This is a genomic window from Xanthomonas campestris pv. asclepiadis (genome assembly GCF_020784175.1).
Taxonomy (GTDB): domain Bacteria; phylum Pseudomonadota; class Gammaproteobacteria; order Xanthomonadales; family Xanthomonadaceae; genus Xanthomonas; species Xanthomonas campestris_D.
Genome location: NZ_JAJGQM010000027.1, coordinates 1 through 20401, shown reverse-complemented (window position 1 = coordinate 20401; position 20401 = coordinate 1). Strand labels below are relative to the sequence as shown.

At 61.4% G+C, this 20401-nt stretch carries 20 protein-coding genes; 18 read left to right on the top strand and 2 right to left on the bottom strand.

The window, feature by feature from the left end; all coding sequences use genetic code 11:
* Positions 1 to 75: 75 nt before the first annotated feature.
* The 6 genes from LL972_RS13155 (at position 76) to LL972_RS13130 (ending at position 7729) form a co-directional block, all read left to right on the top strand.
* Positions 76 to 303 carry a hypothetical protein gene (locus LL972_RS13155; RefSeq protein WP_228327975.1) on the top strand — a complete coding sequence of 76 codons (228 nt, stop codon included), beginning with the start codon at positions 76 to 78 and terminating at the stop codon, positions 301 to 303.
* Positions 300 to 1073, top strand: a complete 774-nt coding sequence (locus LL972_RS13150; protein WP_228327974.1) for an SDR family oxidoreductase — start codon at positions 300 to 302, stop codon at positions 1071 to 1073. The genes LL972_RS13155 and LL972_RS13150 overlap by 4 nt, the downstream gene beginning before the upstream one ends.
* Positions 1070 to 2260 carry an efflux RND transporter periplasmic adaptor subunit gene (locus tag LL972_RS13145; protein ID WP_119129047.1) on the top strand — a complete coding sequence of 397 codons (1191 nt, stop codon included), beginning with the start codon at positions 1070 to 1072 and terminating at the stop codon, positions 2258 to 2260. The genes LL972_RS13150 and LL972_RS13145 overlap by 4 nt, the downstream gene beginning before the upstream one ends.
* 105 nt (positions 2261 to 2365) lie before the next feature.
* Positions 2366 to 5536: an efflux RND transporter permease subunit gene (locus LL972_RS13140; protein WP_228327973.1), complete on the top strand. Its 3171-nt coding sequence runs from the start codon at positions 2366 to 2368 to the stop codon at positions 5534 to 5536.
* A gap of 43 nt (positions 5537 to 5579) precedes the next feature.
* Positions 5580 to 6311, top strand: a complete 732-nt coding sequence (locus LL972_RS13135; RefSeq protein ID WP_228327972.1) for an SDR family oxidoreductase — start codon at positions 5580 to 5582, stop codon at positions 6309 to 6311.
* Positions 6305 to 7729 (top strand): efflux transporter outer membrane subunit, encoded by a 1425-nt coding sequence (locus tag LL972_RS13130; RefSeq protein WP_228327971.1) that lies wholly within the window; start codon positions 6305 to 6307, stop codon positions 7727 to 7729. The genes LL972_RS13135 and LL972_RS13130 overlap by 7 nt, the downstream gene beginning before the upstream one ends.
* Positions 7730 to 8030: 301 nt before the next feature.
* Here LL972_RS13130 and LL972_RS13125 read toward each other — a convergent pair whose 3' ends face one another.
* Positions 8031 to 9005, bottom strand: a complete 975-nt coding sequence (locus LL972_RS13125) for a GGDEF domain-containing protein (protein WP_228327970.1) — start codon at positions 9003 to 9005, stop codon at positions 8031 to 8033.
* A 94-nt stretch (positions 9006 to 9099) separates the two neighbouring features.
* Here LL972_RS13125 and LL972_RS13120 point away from each other — a divergent pair, with 94 nt between their 5' ends.
* The gene (locus LL972_RS13120) at positions 9100 to 9405 is read left to right on the top strand and encodes a hypothetical protein (RefSeq protein ID WP_228327969.1); all 306 of its coding nucleotides are present in this window, start codon (positions 9100 to 9102) and stop codon (positions 9403 to 9405) included.
* A 95-nt stretch (positions 9406 to 9500) separates the two neighbouring features.
* Here LL972_RS13120 and LL972_RS13115 read toward each other — a convergent pair whose 3' ends face one another.
* Positions 9501 to 11198, bottom strand: coding sequence for a sensor domain-containing diguanylate cyclase (locus LL972_RS13115; protein WP_228327968.1), 1698 nt, complete (start codon positions 11196 to 11198; stop codon positions 9501 to 9503).
* A gap of 156 nt (positions 11199 to 11354) precedes the next feature.
* On the opposite strand from LL972_RS13115, the gene LL972_RS13110 reads away from it, so the two are divergent.
* From LL972_RS13110 to LL972_RS13060, 11 genes are all read left to right on the top strand, one after another.
* Positions 11355 to 11603, top strand: a complete 249-nt coding sequence (locus LL972_RS13110) for a hypothetical protein (RefSeq protein WP_228328008.1) — start codon at positions 11355 to 11357, stop codon at positions 11601 to 11603.
* 121 nt (positions 11604 to 11724) lie between these two features.
* Positions 11725 to 11895 (top strand): hypothetical protein, encoded by a 171-nt coding sequence (locus LL972_RS13105; RefSeq protein WP_228327967.1) that lies wholly within the window; start codon positions 11725 to 11727, stop codon positions 11893 to 11895.
* A gap of 797 nt (positions 11896 to 12692) precedes the next feature.
* Positions 12693 to 14219: a DUF6538 domain-containing protein gene (locus LL972_RS13100; RefSeq protein WP_228327966.1), complete on the top strand. Its 1527-nt coding sequence runs from the start codon at positions 12693 to 12695 to the stop codon at positions 14217 to 14219.
* Positions 14220 to 14342: 123 nt separating this feature from the next.
* The gene (locus LL972_RS13095) at positions 14343 to 14738 is read left to right on the top strand and encodes an H-NS histone family protein (protein WP_228327965.1); all 396 of its coding nucleotides are present in this window, start codon (positions 14343 to 14345) and stop codon (positions 14736 to 14738) included.
* Between the two features lie 172 nt (positions 14739 to 14910).
* On the top strand, positions 14911 to 15138 hold the full coding sequence (locus LL972_RS13090; RefSeq protein ID WP_159252511.1) for a hypothetical protein: 228 nt from the start codon (positions 14911 to 14913) through the stop codon (positions 15136 to 15138).
* Between the two features lie 269 nt (positions 15139 to 15407).
* Entirely contained in the window at positions 15408 to 15902 is a 495-nt protein-coding gene (locus tag LL972_RS13085; protein ID WP_228327964.1) for a JAB domain-containing protein, read from the top strand.
* Positions 15903 to 15991: 89 nt separating this feature from the next.
* Positions 15992 to 17182 carry a phospholipase D family protein gene (locus LL972_RS13080; protein WP_228327963.1) on the top strand — a complete coding sequence of 397 codons (1191 nt, stop codon included), beginning with the start codon at positions 15992 to 15994 and terminating at the stop codon, positions 17180 to 17182.
* A 143-nt stretch (positions 17183 to 17325) separates the two neighbouring features.
* Complete coding sequence (locus LL972_RS13075; protein WP_323134218.1) at positions 17326 to 17964, top strand: DUF6988 family protein; 639 nt, start codon at positions 17326 to 17328, stop codon at positions 17962 to 17964.
* 102 nt (positions 17965 to 18066) lie between these two features.
* On the top strand, positions 18067 to 18717 hold the full coding sequence (locus tag LL972_RS13070) for a hypothetical protein (RefSeq protein ID WP_228327961.1): 651 nt from the start codon (positions 18067 to 18069) through the stop codon (positions 18715 to 18717).
* Positions 18718 to 18884: 167 nt separating this feature from the next.
* Positions 18885 to 19118, top strand: coding sequence for a hypothetical protein (locus tag LL972_RS13065; RefSeq protein ID WP_019304591.1), 234 nt, complete (start codon positions 18885 to 18887; stop codon positions 19116 to 19118).
* A 91-nt stretch (positions 19119 to 19209) separates the two neighbouring features.
* Positions 19210 to 20277, top strand: coding sequence for an ankyrin repeat domain-containing protein (locus LL972_RS13060; RefSeq protein ID WP_159252709.1), 1068 nt, complete (start codon positions 19210 to 19212; stop codon positions 20275 to 20277).
* Positions 20278 to 20401: the final 124 nt, after the last annotated feature.

Genomic DNA, 20401 nt, shown 5'->3' with positions numbered 1-20401 from the left:
CCCTAAATCCGGACTAATCAAGTGCTGGTTTGAGGCCTAACTTATGTGGCATCCCCTCCATGCAGGAGCACGGCCATGTGGTTGTGCAATGTTTTCGGCGTGTCGTCCACCTCCCGCAGCGCCATTGAAGGCGCCTTCGATCCTGTGGTTTCCACGGTAAGAAGCCCGCGCGCCGGTGTTTCGCGTGCATTTTCGGCCTCTCCCAGGCGTCAGGCCGGCGGTGCGCCGTCGCAGCGGACCGGACTGTCGGCGCGTCTGGCGCAGCGTGGAATTGTCCCGATGTCGGGAGTGAAAGTCCCATGACCGGGATGGTCCAATCCGAGACGGCCGTCATCGGCGGCGCGGGCAATGTCGGTGCCGGTATCGTCGCCGCCTTGCTCGATGCCGGGATGCCGGTATTGGTGATTGGACGCGATGCCGCCAAGCTCGACGCACTGCGCGCGCAGCATGGCAACACACCACTGCTGGAGACCTTGCGGGGCTCGGTGGCCGACGACGCGTCGGCGCAGGCGCTGGCTAGCGAACTGGCCCAGCGCCCGCGTCCGCTAGGCGCGGTGATCGCCAGCCTGGGCAGCCCGCTCAAGGCCGGTCGCCTGCTGGACCGCCCGGTCGCTGCGCTGCGCCGCCGCCTGGAGCGCGATGTGCTGCCGCATCTGGCGGCCGCGCGACATCTGCTGCCGCTGCTGGCCGAGGCCGAAGGCGGTGGTCGCTACCTGTTGCTGGGCAGCCCCTGCGCGCTGCGTGCCTGGGCCGCGCACGGCGATACCTCCATTGCCGCCGCGGCCACGCGCATGCTCGCCCAGGTCCTGCACGAGGAGGCCAAGCCGTTTGGTGTCCGCGTGCATCTGCTGTCGGTCGAGCAGCCGGTGTGCACGCCGGGCCGTGCCAAGGACGCATGTCCGGAATGGATCCGCGCCGTGGATGTTGGCCGCGCCGCTGTCTCGCTGATCGCCGGGCCTGGCCAGCCCGGACAAGCCATCGTGACCGTCAGCCGTCGCCTGCACGCCGCTCCATCGGCCGACCGGCTCGCCGGTCTGCATTTTCCCATCCCCACCCAAGAGATTTCCCCATGACCCCGAACGCCACCCCGTTCCGTTTTCCCTTGCGTACTGTATTGACGGGCGCCGTACTCGCGGTTGTGCTGGCCGGTTGCGGCAGCAAGGCTGCCGAGACCGGCGCGCCGCCGCCGCCCAGCGTCAGCGTCGCCCCGGTGTTGCTGAAGGAGATCAGCCAGTGGGACGAATTCAGTGGCCGCATCGAGCCGGTGGAAAGCGTCGAGCTGCGCCCGCGCGTGTCCGGCTACATCGACAAGGTCAACTACGTCGAAGGTGCCGAAGTGAAGAAGGGCGATGTGCTCTTCAGCATCGACGACCGCAGCTACCGTGCCGAATTCGCGCGCGCCAACGCCGCGCTGGTGCGTGCACGCACGCAGTCCACGCTGGCCCGCAGCGAAGCGGCACGCGCACGTAAGTTGTCCGACCAGCAGGCCATCTCGACCGAGACCTGGGAGCAGCGTCGCGCTGCCGCGGATCAGGCCGACGCCGATCTGTTGGCCGCGCAGGCCGCGCTGGATACCGCCAAGCTCAACCTGGACTGGACCCGCGTGCGTGCGCCGATCGATGGCCGCGCCGGACGTGCGATGGTCACTGCCGGCAATCTGGTCACCGCCAGCGACAGTGCCAGCGTGCTGACTACGCTGGTGTCGCTGGACAAGGTGTTTGTGTACTTCGATGCTGACGAGGGCACCTTCCTGCGTTATTCGCAGATGGCGCGCAACGGCGAGCGTCCGGATGCGCGCGGTGGCGAGTTGCCGGTGCGCATCGGCCTGGTCGGCGAGCAGGGCTTCCCGCACACCGGGCGCGTGGATTTCCTGGATAACCAGGTGACCCGCAGCACCGGCACCATCCGCGTGCGCGCAGTGCTGGACAACGCGCAGCGCCAGTTCACGCCGGGCCTGTATGCACACGTGCAGCTGCTGGGCAGCGGCCAGTTCAAGGCCATGCTGGTCGACGAAAAGGCCGTGCTGACCGATCAGGACCGCAAGTACGTGTACGTGGTCGACAAGGACGGCAAGGCGCAACGGCGCGATATCGAGCTTGGCCGCAATGCCGATGGCCTGCGCATCGTGCGCAAGGGACTGGCTGCCGGCGACCGCGTGGTGGTCGATGGCGTGCAGAAGATCTTCATGCCTGGCATGCCGGTCGATGCCAAGCCCGTTGCCATGGCCACGGCACCGGACAAGCGCACCGCGTCGAACTGATTCATCGCTGCATCGCACCCGTGACCACCGGCCTCGCAACGAGGCCGGCTCGGGGCCGCTGTGCCGCGCCGCCACCCGGCGGCAACCTCTTTCAGGACCACCCCCATGGACTTTTCCCGTTTTTTCATCGACCGACCGATCTTTGCCGCGGTGCTGTCGATCATCATCTTCGCTGCCGGCCTGATCGCCATGCCGCTGCTGCCCATCAGCGAGTACCCGGAAGTGGTGCCGCCGAGCGTGCAGGTGCGTGCGGTGTATCCGGGCGCCAATCCCAAGGTCATCGCCGAGACCGTTGCCACGCCGCTTGAGGAAGCCATCAACGGCGTGGAAGACATGATGTACATGAAGTCGGTCGCCGGCTCCGATGGCGTGCTGGTGGTCACCGTGACCTTCAAGCCGGGCACCGATCCGGACCAGGCGCAGGTGCAGGTGCAGAACCGCGTCAGCCAGGCGCAGGCGCGTCTGCCCGAGGACGTGCGGCGTCAGGGCGTGACCACGCAGAAGCAGTCGCCGACGCTGACCATGGTCGTGCATCTGACCTCGCCCAAAGGCAAGTACGACTCGCTGTACCTGAGCAACTACGCCACCTTGAAGGTCAAGGACGAGCTGTCGCGCCTGCCGGGCGTGGGCCAGATCCAGATCTTCGGTGCCGGCGACTACGCCATGCGCATCTGGCTGGATCCGGACAAGGTCGCCGCGCGCGGGCTCACCGCCAGCGATGTGGTCGCGGCCATCCGCGAGCAGAACGTGCAGGTTTCCGCCGGCCAGCTCGGTGCCGAGCCGATGCCCAACAAGAGCGATTTCCTGCTCTCGATCAATGCGCAGGGCCGCCTGACCACTGAAGAAGAGTTCGGCAACATCGTGATCCGCAGCGGTAACAGCGGCGAGATCGTGCGCCTGTCGGACGTGGCGCGTCTGGAACTGGGCGCCGGCAACTACACCTTGCGCTCGCAGCTGGACAACCAGAACGCGGTCGGCATGGGTGTGTTCCAGTCGCCCGGTGCCAACGCGATCGAATTGTCCGATGCGGTGCGCGCCAAGATGGCCGAGCTGGAAAAGCAGTTCCCGCAGGACATGGCGTGGTCGGCTGCGTACGACCCGACCGTGTTCGTGCGCGACTCGATCAGCGCGGTGGTGCATACCTTGCTGGAAGCGGTGCTGCTGGTGGTGCTGGTGGTGATCCTGTTCCTGCAGACCTGGCGCGCCTCGATCATTCCGTTGCTGGCGGTGCCGGTGTCGGTGGTCGGTACGTTTGCCGCGCTGTACCTGCTGGGCTTTTCGATCAATACGCTGAGCCTGTTCGGCCTGGTGCTGGCGATCGGCATCGTGGTCGACGACGCGATCGTGGTGGTGGAAAACGTCGAACGCAACATCGAAGAAGGCCTGAGCCCGTTGGCTGCTGCGCATCAGGCAATGCGCGAAGTGTCCGGGCCGATCATCGCCATCGCGCTGGTGCTGTGCGCGGTGTTCGTGCCGATGGCGTTCCTGTCGGGCGTGACCGGCCAGTTCTACAAGCAGTTCGCGGTGACCATCGCCATTTCCACGGTGATTTCGGCGATCAATTCGCTGACCTTGTCGCCGGCGCTGGCGGCGATGTTGCTCAAGGCGCACGACGCACCGATGGATGGTCCGTCGCGGTTGATCGATCGGTTGTTCGGCTGGTTGTTCCGTCCGTTCAATCGTTTCTTCAACACCAGCTCGAACAAGTACCAGGGCGCGGTGTCGCGTGCATTGGGCAAGCGCGGTGCGGTGTTCATGGTGTATGTGCTGCTGCTGGTGGCCACCGGTTTCATGTTCAAGGTGGTGCCGGGCGGCTTCATTCCGACCCAGGACAAGCTCTATCTGATTGCCGGTACCAAGTTGCCTGAAGGCGCTTCGCTGGAACGCACCAACGAGGTGATCCGTCAGATCAGCCAGATCGCGATGCAGACCGAAGGTGTGGATCACACGATTGCGTTCCCGGGTCTGAATCCGCTGCAGTTCACCAACACGCCCAACACCGGCACGGTCTTCATTACGCTCAAGCCGTTCAGTCAGCGCAGCCGCAGCGCCGTGCAGATCAATGCCGAGCTCAATGCACGCATCAGCCAGATCCAGCAGGGCTTCGCGTTCGCCTTCATGCCGCCGCCGATTCTGGGACTTGGGCAAGGCTCGGGCTACTCGCTGTACATCCAGGACCGTGCCGGTCTGGGCTATGGCCAGTTGCAGAGTGCGGTCAATGCGATGTCCGGTGCGATCTCGCAGACGCCGGGCATGCAGTTCCCGATCGGTACCTATCAGGCCAATGTGCCGCAGCTCGATGCCAAGGTGGATCGCGACAAGGCCAAGGCGCAGGGCGTGCCGCTGACCAATCTGTTCGACACGCTGCAGACCTATCTGGGTTCGGCCTACATCAACGACTTCAATCGCTTTGGTCGCACCTATCAGGTGATCGCCCAGGCCGATGGACAGTTCCGCGACAGCGTCGAGGACATCGCCAACCTGCGTACCCGCAATGCCAACGGCGAGATGGTGCCGATCGGCAGCATGGTCACGCTGGGCCAGACCTATGGCCCGGATCCGGTGATCCGCTACAACGGCTACCCGGCCGCCGATCTGATCGGTGAGGCGGACCCGCGCGTGCTCTCCTCCACCGAGGCGATGCAGACGCTGGCCGGCATGGCACCGAAGGTGCTGCCCAACGGCATGAACATCGAGTGGACCGATCTGAGCTATCAGCAATCCACCCAGGGCAACTCGGCGTTGATCGTGTTCCCGATGGCGGTATTGCTGGCGTTCCTGGTACTGGCCGCGTTGTATGAAAGCTGGACGCTGCCGCTGGCAGTGATCCTGATCGTGCCGATGACCTTGCTGTCTGCCTTGTTCGGCGTGTGGCTCACCGGTGGCGACAACAACGTGTTCGTGCAGGTGGGCCTGGTGGTGCTGATGGGCCTGGCATGCAAGAACGCGATCCTGATCGTGGAGTTCGCCCGCGAACTCGAAATGCATGGCAAGGGCATCGTCGAGGCCGCGCTGGAAGCCTGCCGCCTGCGTCTGCGTCCGATCGTGATGACCTCCATCGCCTTCATCGCCGGCACCGTGCCGCTGGTATTCGGGCATGGCGCCGGCGCCGAAGTGCGCTCGGTCACCGGTATCACCGTGTTCGCCGGCATGCTCGGTGTGACCTTGTTCGGCCTGTTCCTCACCCCGGTGTTCTACGTGGCCCTGCGCAAGTGGGTGACGCGTCGCGAACCCGACGCACCGGCCGCTGTTGCGCACGATCACGTCAAGGCGTGAGTGCGTCGTTCCTAACCCCCATTCGCAGTAGAAGGACATTGAAATGAGCAACCACAAGATCGCATTGGTCACCGGCGCCACCCGCGGCATCGGCCTGGAAACCGTTCGGCAACTGGCCCAGGCCGGCGTGCATACGCTGCTGGCCGGGCGCAAGCGCGACGATGCCGTCGCCGCCGCACTCAAGCTGCAGGCCGAAGGCCTGCCGGTGGAGGCCATCCAGCTCGACGTCAACCACGACATCAGCATCGCCGCGGCGGTCGGCACGGTGGAGCAGCGTCATGGCCACCTGGACATCCTGATCAACAACGCCGGCATCATGATCGAGGACATGCAGCGCACCCCGTCGCAGCAGAGCCTGGAGGTGTGGAAGCGCACCTTCGACACCAACCTGTTCGCAGTCGTCAGCGTCACCAAGGCATTCCTGCCGCTGCTGCGTCGTTCGCTGGCCGGGCGCATCGTCAATGTGTCCAGCATGCTCGGCTCGCTGACCCTGCATACCCAGCCCGGCTCGCCGATCTACGACTTCAAGATTCCCGCGTACGACGCCTGCAAGAGCGCGGTCAACAGCTGGACGGTGCATCTGGCCCATGAGTTGCGCGACACCGCCATCAAGGTCAACACCGTGCATCCGGGCTACGTCAAAACCGACATGAACGGCGGCGGCGGCGAGCTCGAGGTGGAGCAGGGCGCGCACAGCAGCGTGCAGATGGCACTGCTCGACGCGCACGGCGCCACCGGCAGCTTCACGCATCTGGGAGAAGTATTGCCATGGTAAGGAACTTTCTGAGCGTGGCACTGGCCGCGCTGGTGCTCAGCGGTTGCGCGATGGGGCCCGACTACCGGCCCGACCCGCCCGCCGCGGTGACCTTGCAGGGCGCGCAGGATGCGGCCTTCAGCACCGAATCGCCGGTCGGCAACTGGTGGTCGCAGTTCGACGACCCGGTGCTGGAACAGCTGGTGCGCGATGCCTTGTTCGCCAACCACGATCTGCGCATCGCCGTGTCACGCGTCAAGCAGGCACGTGCGGTGTTCGTCGAGCGTCGTCTCGACCAGGCCCCGCACATCACCGCGCAGGGCAGCTTCGATCGGCGCGAACAGCAGCAGGTGATCGCCGGCAACCAGCGTTTCCTCACCGAACAGACCACCCTGGGTCTGGATGCGGCCTGGGAACTGGATCTGTTCGGCCGTCAGCGGCGCGCCTCCGAAGCGGCACGCGCGGATCTGGAAGCCGAGCAGGCCGGTCTGCTCGACGTGCAGGTCACCGTCGCTGCCGAAGTGGCGCGCAACTACTTCGAGTTGCGCGGCACGCAAAAGCAGCTGGAGGTCTCCAAGCGCACGCTGACCAACCTGCACGACACCCAGCGGCTGACGCAGACGCGTTGGGACCTGGGCGCCGGCAGCGAGCTGGATGTGCAGAGCAGTCTGGCGCGGTTGAAGGCGATTGAAGCGGATATTCCGTTGCTGGAAACCGCCGAAGCGCAATATCGCCATCGCCTGGCGGTACTGCTCGGCCAGGCGCCCAATGCCTTGGATGCCACCTTGGTGGCGCGCACCACGCCGGCGTTCGCACGTGCCTTGCCACTGGGCGATACCGCTGGCTTGCTGCGTCAGCGCCCGGACGTGCGTAGCGCCGAACGTCGGCTGGCAGCGGCCACAGCGCAGGTCGGCGTGGCCACGGCCGATCTGTTTCCGCGCATCAGCGTCAGCGGCTTTGTCGGCTTCCTGTCCGGTGATGCGGCCAGGCTGACGGAGGGCAGCGGCAAGGCCTGGTCGATCACCCCGTCGATCAGCTGGGCGGCATTCGACTTCGGCACCGTGCGTGCTCGCCTGCGTGCCAGCAAGGCGCAGGCCGACGGCGCGTTGGCGCAATACCAGCAGACGGTGTTGCTGGCGCTGGAAGATACCGAGAACGCCTTGACCGGCTATGGCCGCCAGCAGGCGCGCCTGGCGATCGTGGTGGAGCAGGCCAATGCGGCGCGGCGTGCCGAACAACTGGCGCAAATCCGCTACCGCGAGGGCTCGGAAGACTTCCTGACCCTGCTGGATGCGCAACGCACCCAACTGGCTGCCGACGATGCATTGGCGCAGGCCGAAGCAGCGGTCAATGTCGGCGTGGTCGGTGTGTACAAGGCGTTGGGCGGCTGGAAGCAGGGCGAAGCGCCTGCGGCACCGGTGGCAGTGCTCAACCGGTAGGACAGGCATGCGGGGCGGCCGCCAGGTCGCCCTGCAGCTGCACTTGGATAGGCCGGCGTTTTGGCGCGGCTGACAACTGATGGACATCCGTCAGGCAGGTGCAGTGAGGGCTCGGAATCGGCAAGTACCACTGGTACACGCCGATTCCTGCGCCACCTGACGACTGCTATGCCGTGTTAGCCATTCTTGGCTGCGCCGGCGGGAAATATGCAGCGCCGACGCATCGGCGACCAATGCGGCACCTGGATCTCAGTCACCGAGCCGGTATGCCCGCTGACCGGCCGATCACAATGCCCCGCGCTCAGTCGGCAACCCGCACGCTGTCGCGGCCACCGTTCTTGGCCAGATACAGCGCGGCATCGGCACGCGAAAACCAGTCCTGCCAATGCGTTTCGCCATCGTGGCGCGCCGCCCCAAGCGACACCGTGATCCGTCCACCCGGTCCGCGCAGCCCGTTGCGGATCACCTTGCGCAGGCGTTCGGTGGCCGCTTCCAGTTCCTGCAGGGAGCCAGCACGCAACAGCACCACGAATTCTTCGCCGCCGAAGCGGAACACCTGATGCGGCTCGCGCACTTCGAAACGCAGGATGGTGGCCAGATCCGACAGCGCGGCATCGCCTGCGGCATGCCCGTAGAGATCGTTGACTTCCTTGAAATGGTCCAGGTCCAGAATGATCAGGCTGTTGAGCCGTTCATGCGGCTGGCGCCGATCGATCTGATGGGTGAGCGCGCGTTCGAGCATGCGCCGGTTGGGCAGGCCGGTCAGCGCATCCAGCGAGGCCAGCTCTTCCAGGTGCACGCTGTCGTCCTGCATGCGCAGCGAAAACGCATAGCCCACCGCCAGCGTCACCACCGTCACCACGACCGTCGACACGCCCTGGCCGGGGCTGACGATCAGGCCAGGCAACAGCAGTAGTGCCGCCAGCAGCGGCAGGCTCAGCAGCACCGCGCGTTGCGGGCCGCACAGGAAGTAATTGGTGGCCAGCACCGGAAACAGCCAGGGCAGGGCACCATCGCCGCCGGTCCAGCAGGCCACGAGACAGCCACCGACGTTGATGGAGGCCAGCCACACGCCACCAGCGCCAGTGCGTTCGGCATCGCGCATCCTCCAGCCCCGCCATATCGCAAACATACCGAGCGAGGCGGTGATGAGGCAGGCCAGCGCCTGACCGGTGATGGCCAGGTACACCGCATAAAGGCAAAGCAACAGCGCGGTGATCGGCCCCAGCGTCTTGACGATGCCGAGGCGGAAATCCCGCCGCAGGTGGAGGATCACAGGGAAGGTTCTATAGGAGTCGGCATCATTATCGGCGGAGCCTTGCGAAAGTTGAGCGTGCACGCGCCGCGGCAACGGGTAGGAAAATGAAGCGTTGCCGGGCCGGGCTTCGCACATCCTTGACGGCCGAGCCGCAACCGTAGCGTCTTTGCCGTCGGAGTCTGCCATGCCCACACGCGAAGAACTCGACACGTGCCTGGATGCGCTGCAGGACGAACTGCCGCAGCTGTCCGCCGATGAGGGCGCGGGTTTCGACTACCTCGATTTCCAGGCGCGTGCCCAGGCCCTGCTGAGCAGTGCCGCGGACGAGGACGCGGCCTATGTGCGGACCCGTGTGGACGGCATGCTGGCGGGCGCCGGCCTGATTCCAACTGATGAGGATGGGCGCAGTTGCGCTTGAATCCTGCTCTGCGCGGGCACTAAAACGCCTGTATTGCAGGGCGCTACGTCAAAGTATGCCCGCAGACGCAGATCCAATCCCGATAACGGCATGCCTTAGCCTGTAGCCGGGGTGCCCGCACTCACCACCTGATTGCGCCCGGCCTGCTTGGCGCGGTATAGCGCCTCGTCCGCGCGCCGCAGCAGCTGCGCCATATTGCCTGCATGTTCGGGAAAGCTGGCCGCACCGAACGAGGCGCTGACCTTCGGCAACGACACGCCATCGGCCATGACCTGCAGGGACTCGATGCCGGCACGCAGTTTCTCGGCCATCCTGCAGGCGGTCGCCAGATCCACTTCCGGCAGGATGATCGTCAACTCCTCGCCGCCGTAGCGGCAGCAGATGTCTTCGCCGCGCGTCTGCGCCAGCAGGAAGTCGCCGATCGCCGCCAGGACGCGGTCGCCGCCGCTATGGCCGTGCAGATCGTTGAACTGTTTGAAGTGGTCCACGTCCAGCATCAGCACCGACAAGGGTTGTACCCGTCGCGTGCAGCGCGCCAGTTCGTGATTGAGCGCCTCTTCGAGATAACGGCGGTTGTACAGGCCGGTCAACGGATCGCGGATGGACTGTTGGCGCAGCGTCTCGCGCAGACGCAGGTTGTGCAGCGCCAGCGACAGCTGCTCGGCCGCTGCCTCGGCCACGGTCAACGAGGCCAGGTCGCGCGGATCCTCGCTGCGCAGCGCCAGCATCCCCAATTGCGTGCCCTGTGCCGATAACGGGATGCAGACGGTGCTCGCGTGCGCCGGAAGATTGGCGCCGATGTGCTGGCATAGCATGCCCTGGCTGGTGTCTTCCACCACATGCGTGCGATCGCGGCGCAAGGCCCAGCAGGTGTCCGGCGCGATGCTGGCGTTGTCGTCGTCGGCCATCGTGCCCCAGGCCACCACCTGTTCGGCGCGATCGCGCGAGGCGCGCAGCAGATAGACCGCGCCGGCCGCGCCTGGGACCAGCGGCGCGATCGTGCGTGCGGTGATTTCCAGTGCTTCCTCGGCATTGCGGCAGTTCTGCAGCAGCCCCGAGTAACGCGCCAGCGCCTCCAGTCCCGCCGACGTGCGTTCGAGCGTTGCGAACGATTCGATCAGGCGCTCGCTGGTCGTGCTAGCTGCGTCTTCGGCATGTACGCGCCGTTCCAGTTCGCGCGACAGCAATCGGTAGGCCAGCAACATCACCAGCAAGCCGCTGAAAATCCCGATCACAGTGACCCACAGCACCCACTGCGCGCTGCGCGTGTTGGTGTCGTTGCGCTTCACCAGTTGCTGGCGCTCCAGTTCCGTCATGATCTGCACCTGGCGGCGCAGTGAAGACGAGGTCTGGAACACGCCGCGTGCGATCGAGGCGCGCGCACCATCCAGGCCCTGCCGGCGATAACTGTGCAACAGGTCGTTGATCTGCACCAGGCGCGTGTCCAGCAGACGTCCAAGCTCTGCGACGTTGCGCCGCTGCACCGGGTTGTCCTGCACCAGGGCATCCAGCCGCACGATGCGTTCGGGTAGTCGCCCGATCGCATCGGCATACACCCCGAGAAAGGCTTCGTTGTCGGTCAATACATAGCCGCGCACCGACGACTCCGCCGACAGCAGCCCTGCCTGGATCTCATCGATGCTGGCGATCACCTCCTGCGTATGCGTCACCCAGCCGGCGTCGGACAACGAACGCTGCGTGGTGAAATAACCGCCCACGCCGATCAGGACGAAGATCATCCCGCCGAGCAACAAGGCGCCGGCGGCGTGGCGTTTTGCTTTTCTGGTCAACACCGTGTTCCCCCAACACCGATCGTCTGGTAGAGGTCGATGCAAGTCGCGTGCCTATACTTCACTTCGCTTGCCCAGTCAGCTGCGGGACGGGGTTACGGTCGCTCCGGCGTCGGCACGGCGGTATCCTTCGTGCTCGTCATCGAGCCGGGCAACAGATTGGTCATTTTTCTAGGTAGCTATCAATTGACCTGTCGCGCTGCCCAGGGCGACGGCCCCAGCCGCGGCTGGGTTGCCGACTGGCAGATCGCCCAGATCGGTGCCGCAAGCACCGGCGACCTGGCAGGCAGCGCCCTGTCTGCCACGTTCCCCGACCACCGCAGCGCCATGGCCGCCGCCCGCGTCGCCGGCATGGTGACGTTGGAAGCCATGCACGCCGAAGCGCAGCGGCAGCTCGAACCCGCCTGAGCGCAGGTGCCGGCGCGCCTGGTTGCAGTGACCAGACCAATGCCCGCCAGCGCCAGACAAGCTGGCATGCGGTTTGCTCCAGCCCTAGAGAACGCTGGGGAGCGTCTTCGACGGAAGCGACATGCAAGAACCTAACAAGAGCGCCCTGGTCCTGCTGCAGCAGGAAGCCACCGAACTGCTCGCGCTGTTCGACCAACTGCGTGGCGATGTGGCGCTAGCGCACGACCAAGTCAACGTCGTCGCAGGCCTCCCTGCCGGGCGCACCGAGCAGACCGCCTACGTCAGTAATTGACGCATCCTGTAGCGTGCTGTTGTGCGCGATACACAAGCTGCCGATGTGTAGCGAGGTCTCAAAGAGCCAGGGTGGTGAGGCGTTAGAGACCCGCGCGCAGGAGGGATAAGCACACGCTACGGGCAGTCGACGCATGCGCCAGCACCGACGCGATGTTCGGTCTGTCTTGTGTTCCGTGATCTGGCAACAACGGCGTGGCAGCTTTTAGCGCTGTTTGACCACCGATCACGCGTTCTCCGGAGCAGGCGGTATCGGTTTCGCCCATGAAAAAGGCCGGGAGCCCTCTGCATCGAGGAGTCCCGGCCTTAGTCGGTCGTCTTAGGACCGTTGTTTGGTGGAGGTGGGCGGAGCCTGAAGACGCCCCTACGCAAGCCATTGACCCTAAAGCATTTCGGGTCTTCCAGCTGAGCCTGCTTTGATACCTCGAATGATACCTAAAGTCCTGAGCTGAGGAAGTGGGGAATGGCGCTATCGATCAAATGCAGCAAGCCAGCCGGCTGCACCGCTTGATCGGTAGCCCCTATCTGAGATGGGTGCTCAGCAGTCCAGCTTGCTGCCGCGTCTTGGCTTGCCACACTCCAAGACCGACGCCTCAGGGTTTGGCGATAGGCCAAGTCCTCGACTGCTGACAGCTGCTCTCGCAAAGCGAAGCCGCAACCTTGACCACCAGTTGCCTCCGGCGATATTGCTGCCCCCGCACTTGGTTTGAGAGGTCGATCGGTCCGCGCTGTTGTCGTTTTCGGAGCTCAACCGGAGCTCCAAGAGAGGCAAGGCATCGCGCAGCCGGTTCGTTGTTGATGCGTATCCCTCAGTATTTGTCGCGTTCGTTGCCCTCCGGTCGATGGTCCTTTCGGCAGCGGGTTCCCGCTGACCTCCAACCGCTGCTCGGCTTGCAGGCGATCAAGCGCACCTTGCACACGACCGTTTTGGAAGAGGCGCAACTGCGCGCGGCCACCTTGGCATCGCACTACGAGCGGCTGTTCGCTCGATTGCGGGACGACGTGTTGGATGATCGCAGTCAGGCAGACGCTTCCGCCTTGGTGGCATCCGCCTCTGCTGCAATACCCTTCCGCAACCTGACCTTGCATCGAACCAAGACGCCAGACGGGACCGTGCATGAGCGCTGGCAAATCGACAGCACCAAAGGCGTGAGGCTGTTTCGAGAACTCCACGAAGGCCACGGCTCGGAAGGCGAACGACCAGTCCCACTGCCGGCATCGCCACTGGCCATCGCAGCGTATGCCGCCAAGCTCGGCTCGCTCCTTGAGCCAATGACACTTGGGAAGGCGCGGCATGCGTGGTTGGCGACCTTGAAGGGCCGCACCTTGCCCAAGACCTATGTCATCAAGAAGTCGGCCATCCAAGCATTGGTGGACTACCTGGGTGAGAAGACGAAGATCCATACAATCACGCGGTCAGACCTGGCTCGCTGGTATCAGCAGATGCGCAAGGAGGGTGCGTCCACACCAACGCTGACGAACAAGCAGAGCTACATGGGCGGGAAGGGAGGATTTTTCGATTGGGCTATGGTCTCCGGTCACTACCCCCAAGGCGATAATCCGGCGAAGGGCCATGTGAGCTATTCGGCAAGGGAACGGCGTGCGCGCCGCAAGCTTGGGTTTAAGGCTTTTGATCGTGAGCAAATCCAGGCAATCTTCTCGCCGGTCAACTTCCCCAGGCTTTCTCCAAATGCCCGCTGGGCAGCGCTCATTGGCCTTTACACGGGAGCCAGAGCCTCTGAGGTTGGACAGTTGTTGGTGGCGGATGTGTTCAACGAGGACAACATCCCTTGCATCCGGATTTCAGATGAGGGAGAGCACCAGAAGGTCAAAACCGAGGTAAGCCTGCGCACGGTGCCCATCCATCCCGAGCTGCTGCCGCTGGGGTTTTGGGACTGGATTGAGGGTCGAAAGGCTGCTGATCACAAGCGCTTGTTCCCGCACGCCAAAGCAGATGCCATGAACGGGCAGGGGAACTGGATCACGAAGGCGTTTAGCCGTTACCTGGGTGAGATCGGCAAGGATTGGCCTAAGGCCAAGCGTGGTTTCCACTCTTTGCGGAAGACCTTCATCCAAGAGTTGCAAGGACTGGGTGTGTCGTCAGAGCTGCGTGCGCAGATCGTGGGTCATGAATTAGATGACGAGCACCATGCGGCATATAGCCGTGATCTCACCGTCGCAGAAAAGCTCAATGGTTTTAGCGAGCACTCTCTTGGTTTAAGCTCCTTGCAATACGGCTTGAACGTCGAGCTTCTTCGCAAATGCCTGAGTGCAGACGGGGGCATGAAAGCTATATCGTTCAGGCGTGTTCGGCTAGTTCCTTAGGTTGTTGCGAAAACATGCTACGAAGGCCAAACAGTTTGAGCTTGCTGACTTGACCAGACATAGTTTTACTGCGATAAATTTCTCCCGAATAATTTGCTAATCAACTGATTGGAACAGTCCTGAATGAAAACCGCGTCTTTGAGTGCCCTTGCCGCTGCTAAAGAAAAATTGGCAGAAGAAATTCGGAAATTGGAAGAGCAGGAAGCTCAGCTACGCCAGCAGCAATCATCTGAAGCCTATACAGAGATCGTCAAGTTGCTCGACCAATATACCGATCATTTCAGTGCAAAGCAGAAGTCGGAGATTGCGGCTCTGATCGGTGCTGGTGTGGCCAAGCCAAAAAAAGCTGCTTCCGCAAAGAAAGAAGTGGCGCCGAAGTATTGGCTGCCACACAACCAAGAAACGTGGTCAGGGCGTGGGCGTCCGCCTAAGGCTTTCACCATTTGGCAGGGCAGTGCGTCTTACAAGGAATGGAAAGCCAAGCACCCGGATGAGAAGTTTCCTAAATATCCGGGGTGAGCTTTAAAAAGCCCCGTGGTGTGTTGCTTTTTTAGAAAATGTGGGGCTTGGCGGGGCTGCTTTGCGCAAACGGGCGTAGAAGGGCGCTAGGCCCTCCTGCGCTGGCTTCTCACCTAGGGGGGCGCGGCCATGTGTCTCAGACGATGCGACACTGCTGCCGATACTTAACTCCATGGACAGAGCCGAGCTGCGCCTTCACCTCGAACGCCTAGATAAGGCTGTGCCCGCTTTGCGGGCCTCCAGTCCTGACCGGCGCCACTTTTGGCAAGCCTTTGCCAGCATGGTCTTTGCCATCGAGAGCAAGGCGTTAACGAGCGAAGACGCGCAGTTCGTCGGCCGTCGAGCCGAGGAAATCTTGTCGTGGCACGGGCTCGAGAGCAGCGACGAAAGCGCCCGCTGACATCAATCGCTGCCCGTCCACTTGCCATCGCTTTGATCCGCAAGCCTTGTTGGGCATGCATGGTGCTGTCCACCAGCGCTGGGCCTCTGAAAGGGACCTTAGCTTCGCTGTCCCGACTGCAAGGACAGGCCTCCTTCTCGACGCTGGCGCTTTGTTGCGGCCCTTCGCTGCGCGCCGCTTTCGCAGTGCTCGCTCTCGGGTGCGGTAGGGCCGGACGCTTCGCCTGTCGGTTCCCACGAGGCGGACAACGCGCTGGTGGAGAAGAACCGATGAAGAGCACCCGAGACACCAAGACTCAATACCAAATCCAGGTGGACGAGGAAGGCATCTTGCTCGCAGCAGCCACCATCTTGGAACAACGCCTTCATCGGCAAGGTCGCATCGACAGCCCGGACCAAGCCGGCGACTACCTGATTGCCCGCTGCGCACACCTCAGTCACGAAGTCTTCGGGGTCGTCTTCTTGGATATCAAGCACCAGATCTTGGCAACCGAGCACCTCTTCTTCGGCACCATCGACGGCTGCGAGGTGCACCCTCGGGTGGTCGCCAAGCGCGCCCTGGACTTGAACGCCGCCGCCGTCATCCTTTTCCACAACCACCCAAGCGGAAACCCCGAGCCCAGCGAAGCTGACCGCAAGGTCACCGAGCGCCTGCAGCAGGCTCTGGGCCTTCTCGACATCCGGGCGCTGGACCACTTGGTGATCGGCGGGTGTCAGCACACCAGCCTTGCAGCAAGAGGGTGGGCACAGCCTTACATTCTGTAACTTGGCAATGTCTAAGCTGTATCTGATTTTGCCTATAGCTTGTTCAACTCATTTACGTAAGATGCAATCAACAAGCAAGGACGACCAACATGAAGGTTAGAGCCGTAACCAGCGCCAAAGAAATTCAGCAGCGTCTTACCACCCTAGCTGAAAAGTGTGACCGCTTCTATTGGGCTACTGCATGGGCGGCGCCATCAAAATTACTAGATCTAGCGATAGCGTCCAAGAAGATGGCATTCTTTGTCATCGGGACGCATCACTATTTCACTTCGCCTCAGGTATTGGATTCATGTGTGGGGATGAAAACCGTGCGCGTGATGCGTCCAACAGGTCCGCTCTTTCATCCCAAGCTTTATGTATTCGAGATTTCTGGCCAAATAGAAGTCTTTGTCGGGAGCGCGAACTTGACGATGGGTGGGCTGAAAAGAAATATCGAATGTGGAGTCTTCCTGACGGGGGCAGTTGAAGAGCCCTCCTTGAAGTTGCTCAGAGATCATGTCATTAAACTATGGGAAGGTGCGGAAGTTCTCGATTCGAATTTCGCGAGCACGTACCGACTCAACTATCGCCAAGTGGAGGATTCCAAGCGGGATTTGGATAAATTTGTTGAGGTAGGCGTAGCGTTGGGGCGTTCCTCAGGCCCCAGCGCGCCTCAGCACATGGCGTGGGCAGAGTTCGTTGCGATGGTGAAAGAAGATGTAGTAAACGGCTATGCCGGCCGGCTGCGTGTGCTATCTCAGGCACGGCAGATTTTCGCTAAAGAGGTAAATTTTAGCGATCTTGATGAGGATGATCGGAAGCGGATCGCTGGTGTAATACCCAAGGCTGTTTGGGGTGATACAGATTGGGGTTTCTTCGGTAACATGACGGCGTATGGTCGCTTCTCTCCTATCCTAAGAGAACGAGTAAGGCTCTTCTCCAGGGCATTAGGTCAAATTCCACTTCAAGGTCCAGTCCTTCGTCGTCATTATGACGCGTATCGCCAGGCGTTTTATAGAATTCCAGAGGCGTCGAAAAATTGGATCGGGATGGGGACGCGACTGCTTGCAATGAAGCGTCCAGATCAGTTCGTATGCATCGATAGTGCTAACCGCGCAGGTGTATGCGGCTACTTTGGATGCGCACCGACGACGACTAATTTAGACAATTATTGGGATCGTGTGATTGCGCCCTTAATGCTTTCACCCTGGTGGCAGAGCGAAATTCCTGAAGACGAGTTGGAGAAAGAGATCTGGATGGGTAGGGCAGCAATGCTTGACGCTATTCACTACGGGTCTTAGGTTTTTTAATAGTCGCCCAAATCATTTTATATCATGTGCTTTGTGTGATTCGATTTTGATGATTGGATTCCGCCGATCCGTGCTGTATCAATCTGAATGGTGTATGGGGAGCAATAAGAAGTGCGACATCTCTTGGGGAAAGCATGATGTCTGAGCGGGTTGAGAAGCTCTTTGATGGGTCCGACGCGCTGTTAGAGGCCTTGGGGCCGATCATAGCGGCTCCGCCGTTTGATCAAACGGCCAAGCTGCAAGTCTGTCGCGCACTTTGTTTGCTTTCGATTGAGCATGCCGTTGCGAGTCGCTGCCTTCTTGCGGCCGGTGCGGGACCATCGACGGTTATCATCCACCGCGCGCAGTTCGAAGCGCTGGTGAGAGCCGTCTGGGTCCTTTACTGTGCAAGCGATGATGAGGTGGCCTGCTTGCAAGACGAATTGACGCCGACAAGTGAATCATTAGCTGCTCGCTTGCCCATGCTATCCAAGATGCTGATCGCTCTTGAGGCGGTGACGCAGGCGGCCGAGCCATTGCGGGCGTTTTTGGAGTTCAAGAAATACTCTTGGGCGGCACTCAACTCGTTTGTCCACGCGGGCGCACATGCACTTCATCGGTTGCGAACGGGCTTCCCGCTTGAACTCGTGGAACTGGTCGTCAAACAAAGCAACGCGCTCGTGGTGATGGCTCACATGCAACTCGCAATCACAACTGGTAGCCAAGATGCGGTGCGATGGGCTGCCAAGACGTCGGACGGATTTCCCGCTGTGCTTCCTCCACGAATACGTTAGGATTTTCAGGCAAGCGCCATCGCCCACAGGTTGTCAGGCTGATGAGTGGCAAGCTTGCGGCGCAAGTTGCTTGCAGTAAGAATTGAACGAAGGACGGTTTGGATGACCAATATCAGCAAGGCGGAAAGCTTCGAGGACGGATTTTTACGCGCTGCGCTTGAAGTCATCGCGAAGCGCGATGAGCGCAATGCGATCATCAATGCACGAGACTTCCCCAGTCTTCGCAAGATGCTTGATCAATCCCTGGGCACAACGCGCTTTACCCAAGCCATGGCGGAGTTCTACCTCGGCATCCCGAGACGCCAATTCGACCAGTTCAAGCGTGAGCACGGCAATCCGTTTCTGATCAGCAAGAGCACGCCACGCTCGATTGCTAAGGTAGAACTCTTGACGTGGTATGCCCAAGTCACCAAAGCGCGCGAAAAGATCCAAGAGCCGATTTCGGGCAAGTTTGGCAGAACTGGGAAGGGCATTCCCTTCATTGTGATCCGCGAGTCGCCCGACAAGATCAAGAGCGTGATCTCGCATGCAGGGATCACAGGCCTCGACATGAGTGCGATTGAAGAAGCCTTCCAGCAGGGAGCGACGATCTTGGCTCTGACCATCGATCAGGTCTTGGAGTTGCCTTGGCAATCAAGCTCTGAGAAGAGGCGCTGGCGAAACGCCTACCGATCCCATCTGATGACGGTCCATGCAGCCCACATGGCCCTACTGGATCGCCAAGAGCTGGATGAAGACACGAAGCCCGTCTAGCCAGGCCGCCTTACGACATTGACGGTCTGGCGCATCAATTCGCCAGGATTGTAGTTTACGGATGAATGGTTGTTCATCGATCCGGGGCGTTTTCATCCTTCAGCAAGATGCATCCGATGCATAGATTGCGCTTCGAAGCTTGGCCAACGCCAAGCACTGAGCGCACCATGAAATACATCATTGAGATCAACGGCACCGTCCAAGTTGTTCATTGGGCGACAATTGAGGCGAACTCGCCAGCAGAAGCACTTGCCAAGTGCGATATCGATGCACTGGGCGAGAGTGACTTCGAGTTCGAACAATGGGTCAGTGACCTTACGATCGAACGCATTGAAGACGACTCCGGAACGCTCATCGCGTGCGACTACGATAACGATGTTCCAGACATCGACGATCTGTAAGTCCCGCTTGGCTTGCACAATCGATTGTCGCCATCACGCTGTGATCTTGACGAAAAGCGTGATGGCGTTAAGTTGAAGGGGAGGAGAGAAAATGGACCAGGCACTTAAAAGAAAAATTAGGCAGGCAGTGAAGCAGGGAAGCGAGGCGTATGTGCAGTCGCTTTGTCAGGCTCAAGGTGACATCGATGCTGCTGCACGCTACGCCATTGATGTGGCAATCAGGAGCGGCAAGGAGAGCTTGGTCGATCAATTGATTCCACTGCTGTCAAAGTCGTTCGAGGCCTACCCGCTTGATGTGGCTGCCAAAGCAGGTTCAGTGCGAGCGGTCGAGCAGCTCATGGCGTTTTGCAATGCTGAGGATGACGAGGCATTGGTGCTTGCTGCCAGGCACGGGCACACGGAGTGCGTCAAACGCCTGCTCAAAGAGTGTAGCCCTCTGCAACATGACTCACTTGCGTTGTATGAGGCCGCGCGCCGTGGTCATGCAGATGTCGTCTTTCAATTGGTCCTGTTCTCAGATGCCAAAGCGCAGGACAGCCGGGCGCTGATCGCCGCTTGTCGGGAAGGCCACTTGGAAGTGGTCAAGCATCTGTTGCCTTATTCATCCAAGATCCAATGTGCGCAGCATGGCTTGGCAGCGGCAGCCGAGAACAACCATGTCGAGGTCGTGGATTTCTTGGTAGAAGCTGGCCTTCCCGATCCGGAAGACACCTACGCGTTAGGGCTTAACGTCGCTGCTGCGAAAGGCCATGAACAGCTGGTGCGCACCTTGCTCGGAGCGATTGTGACAACCCACCGTGTGCCCCGTGACTTTGGCGAAGAGGCGCTCCAATCTGCAGCACGAACCGGGCATGTAGGTATCGTCAAGTCCATCTTGGAGTTTGCGCACAAGACCGCTTATCCCGAATTCGCTTTGCACGTCGCACTCGAAAATGGCCATGATGAGGTGGCCGACATCTTGGTTCGCCGAGTGAACTTGGATCATGTGCGGGACCTGATCACAGACGAAGCGATTGAAGCGAAGCTTGATGAGGCAATTGCAAGAGTTGATACCGCCAAGCAGCGCAGAGAGCTTCAATCCAACGAGCGCAAAAGGGCGGCGCAGAGCGATGCGGCAGGGCCGGTGATGATGAGCTCATCTCGTAGCGTGCGCTTTTAGTTAGATCAGAGAGTCACCTGCGACGCGGGCGCTTTGTGAGGTGGGATTGTCGACTCCCCCTAATTCAATGCCAGCCAAAACTAGAGGTCTGCGGTTGATGTTGATCACGGAACTCGGCGGGCGT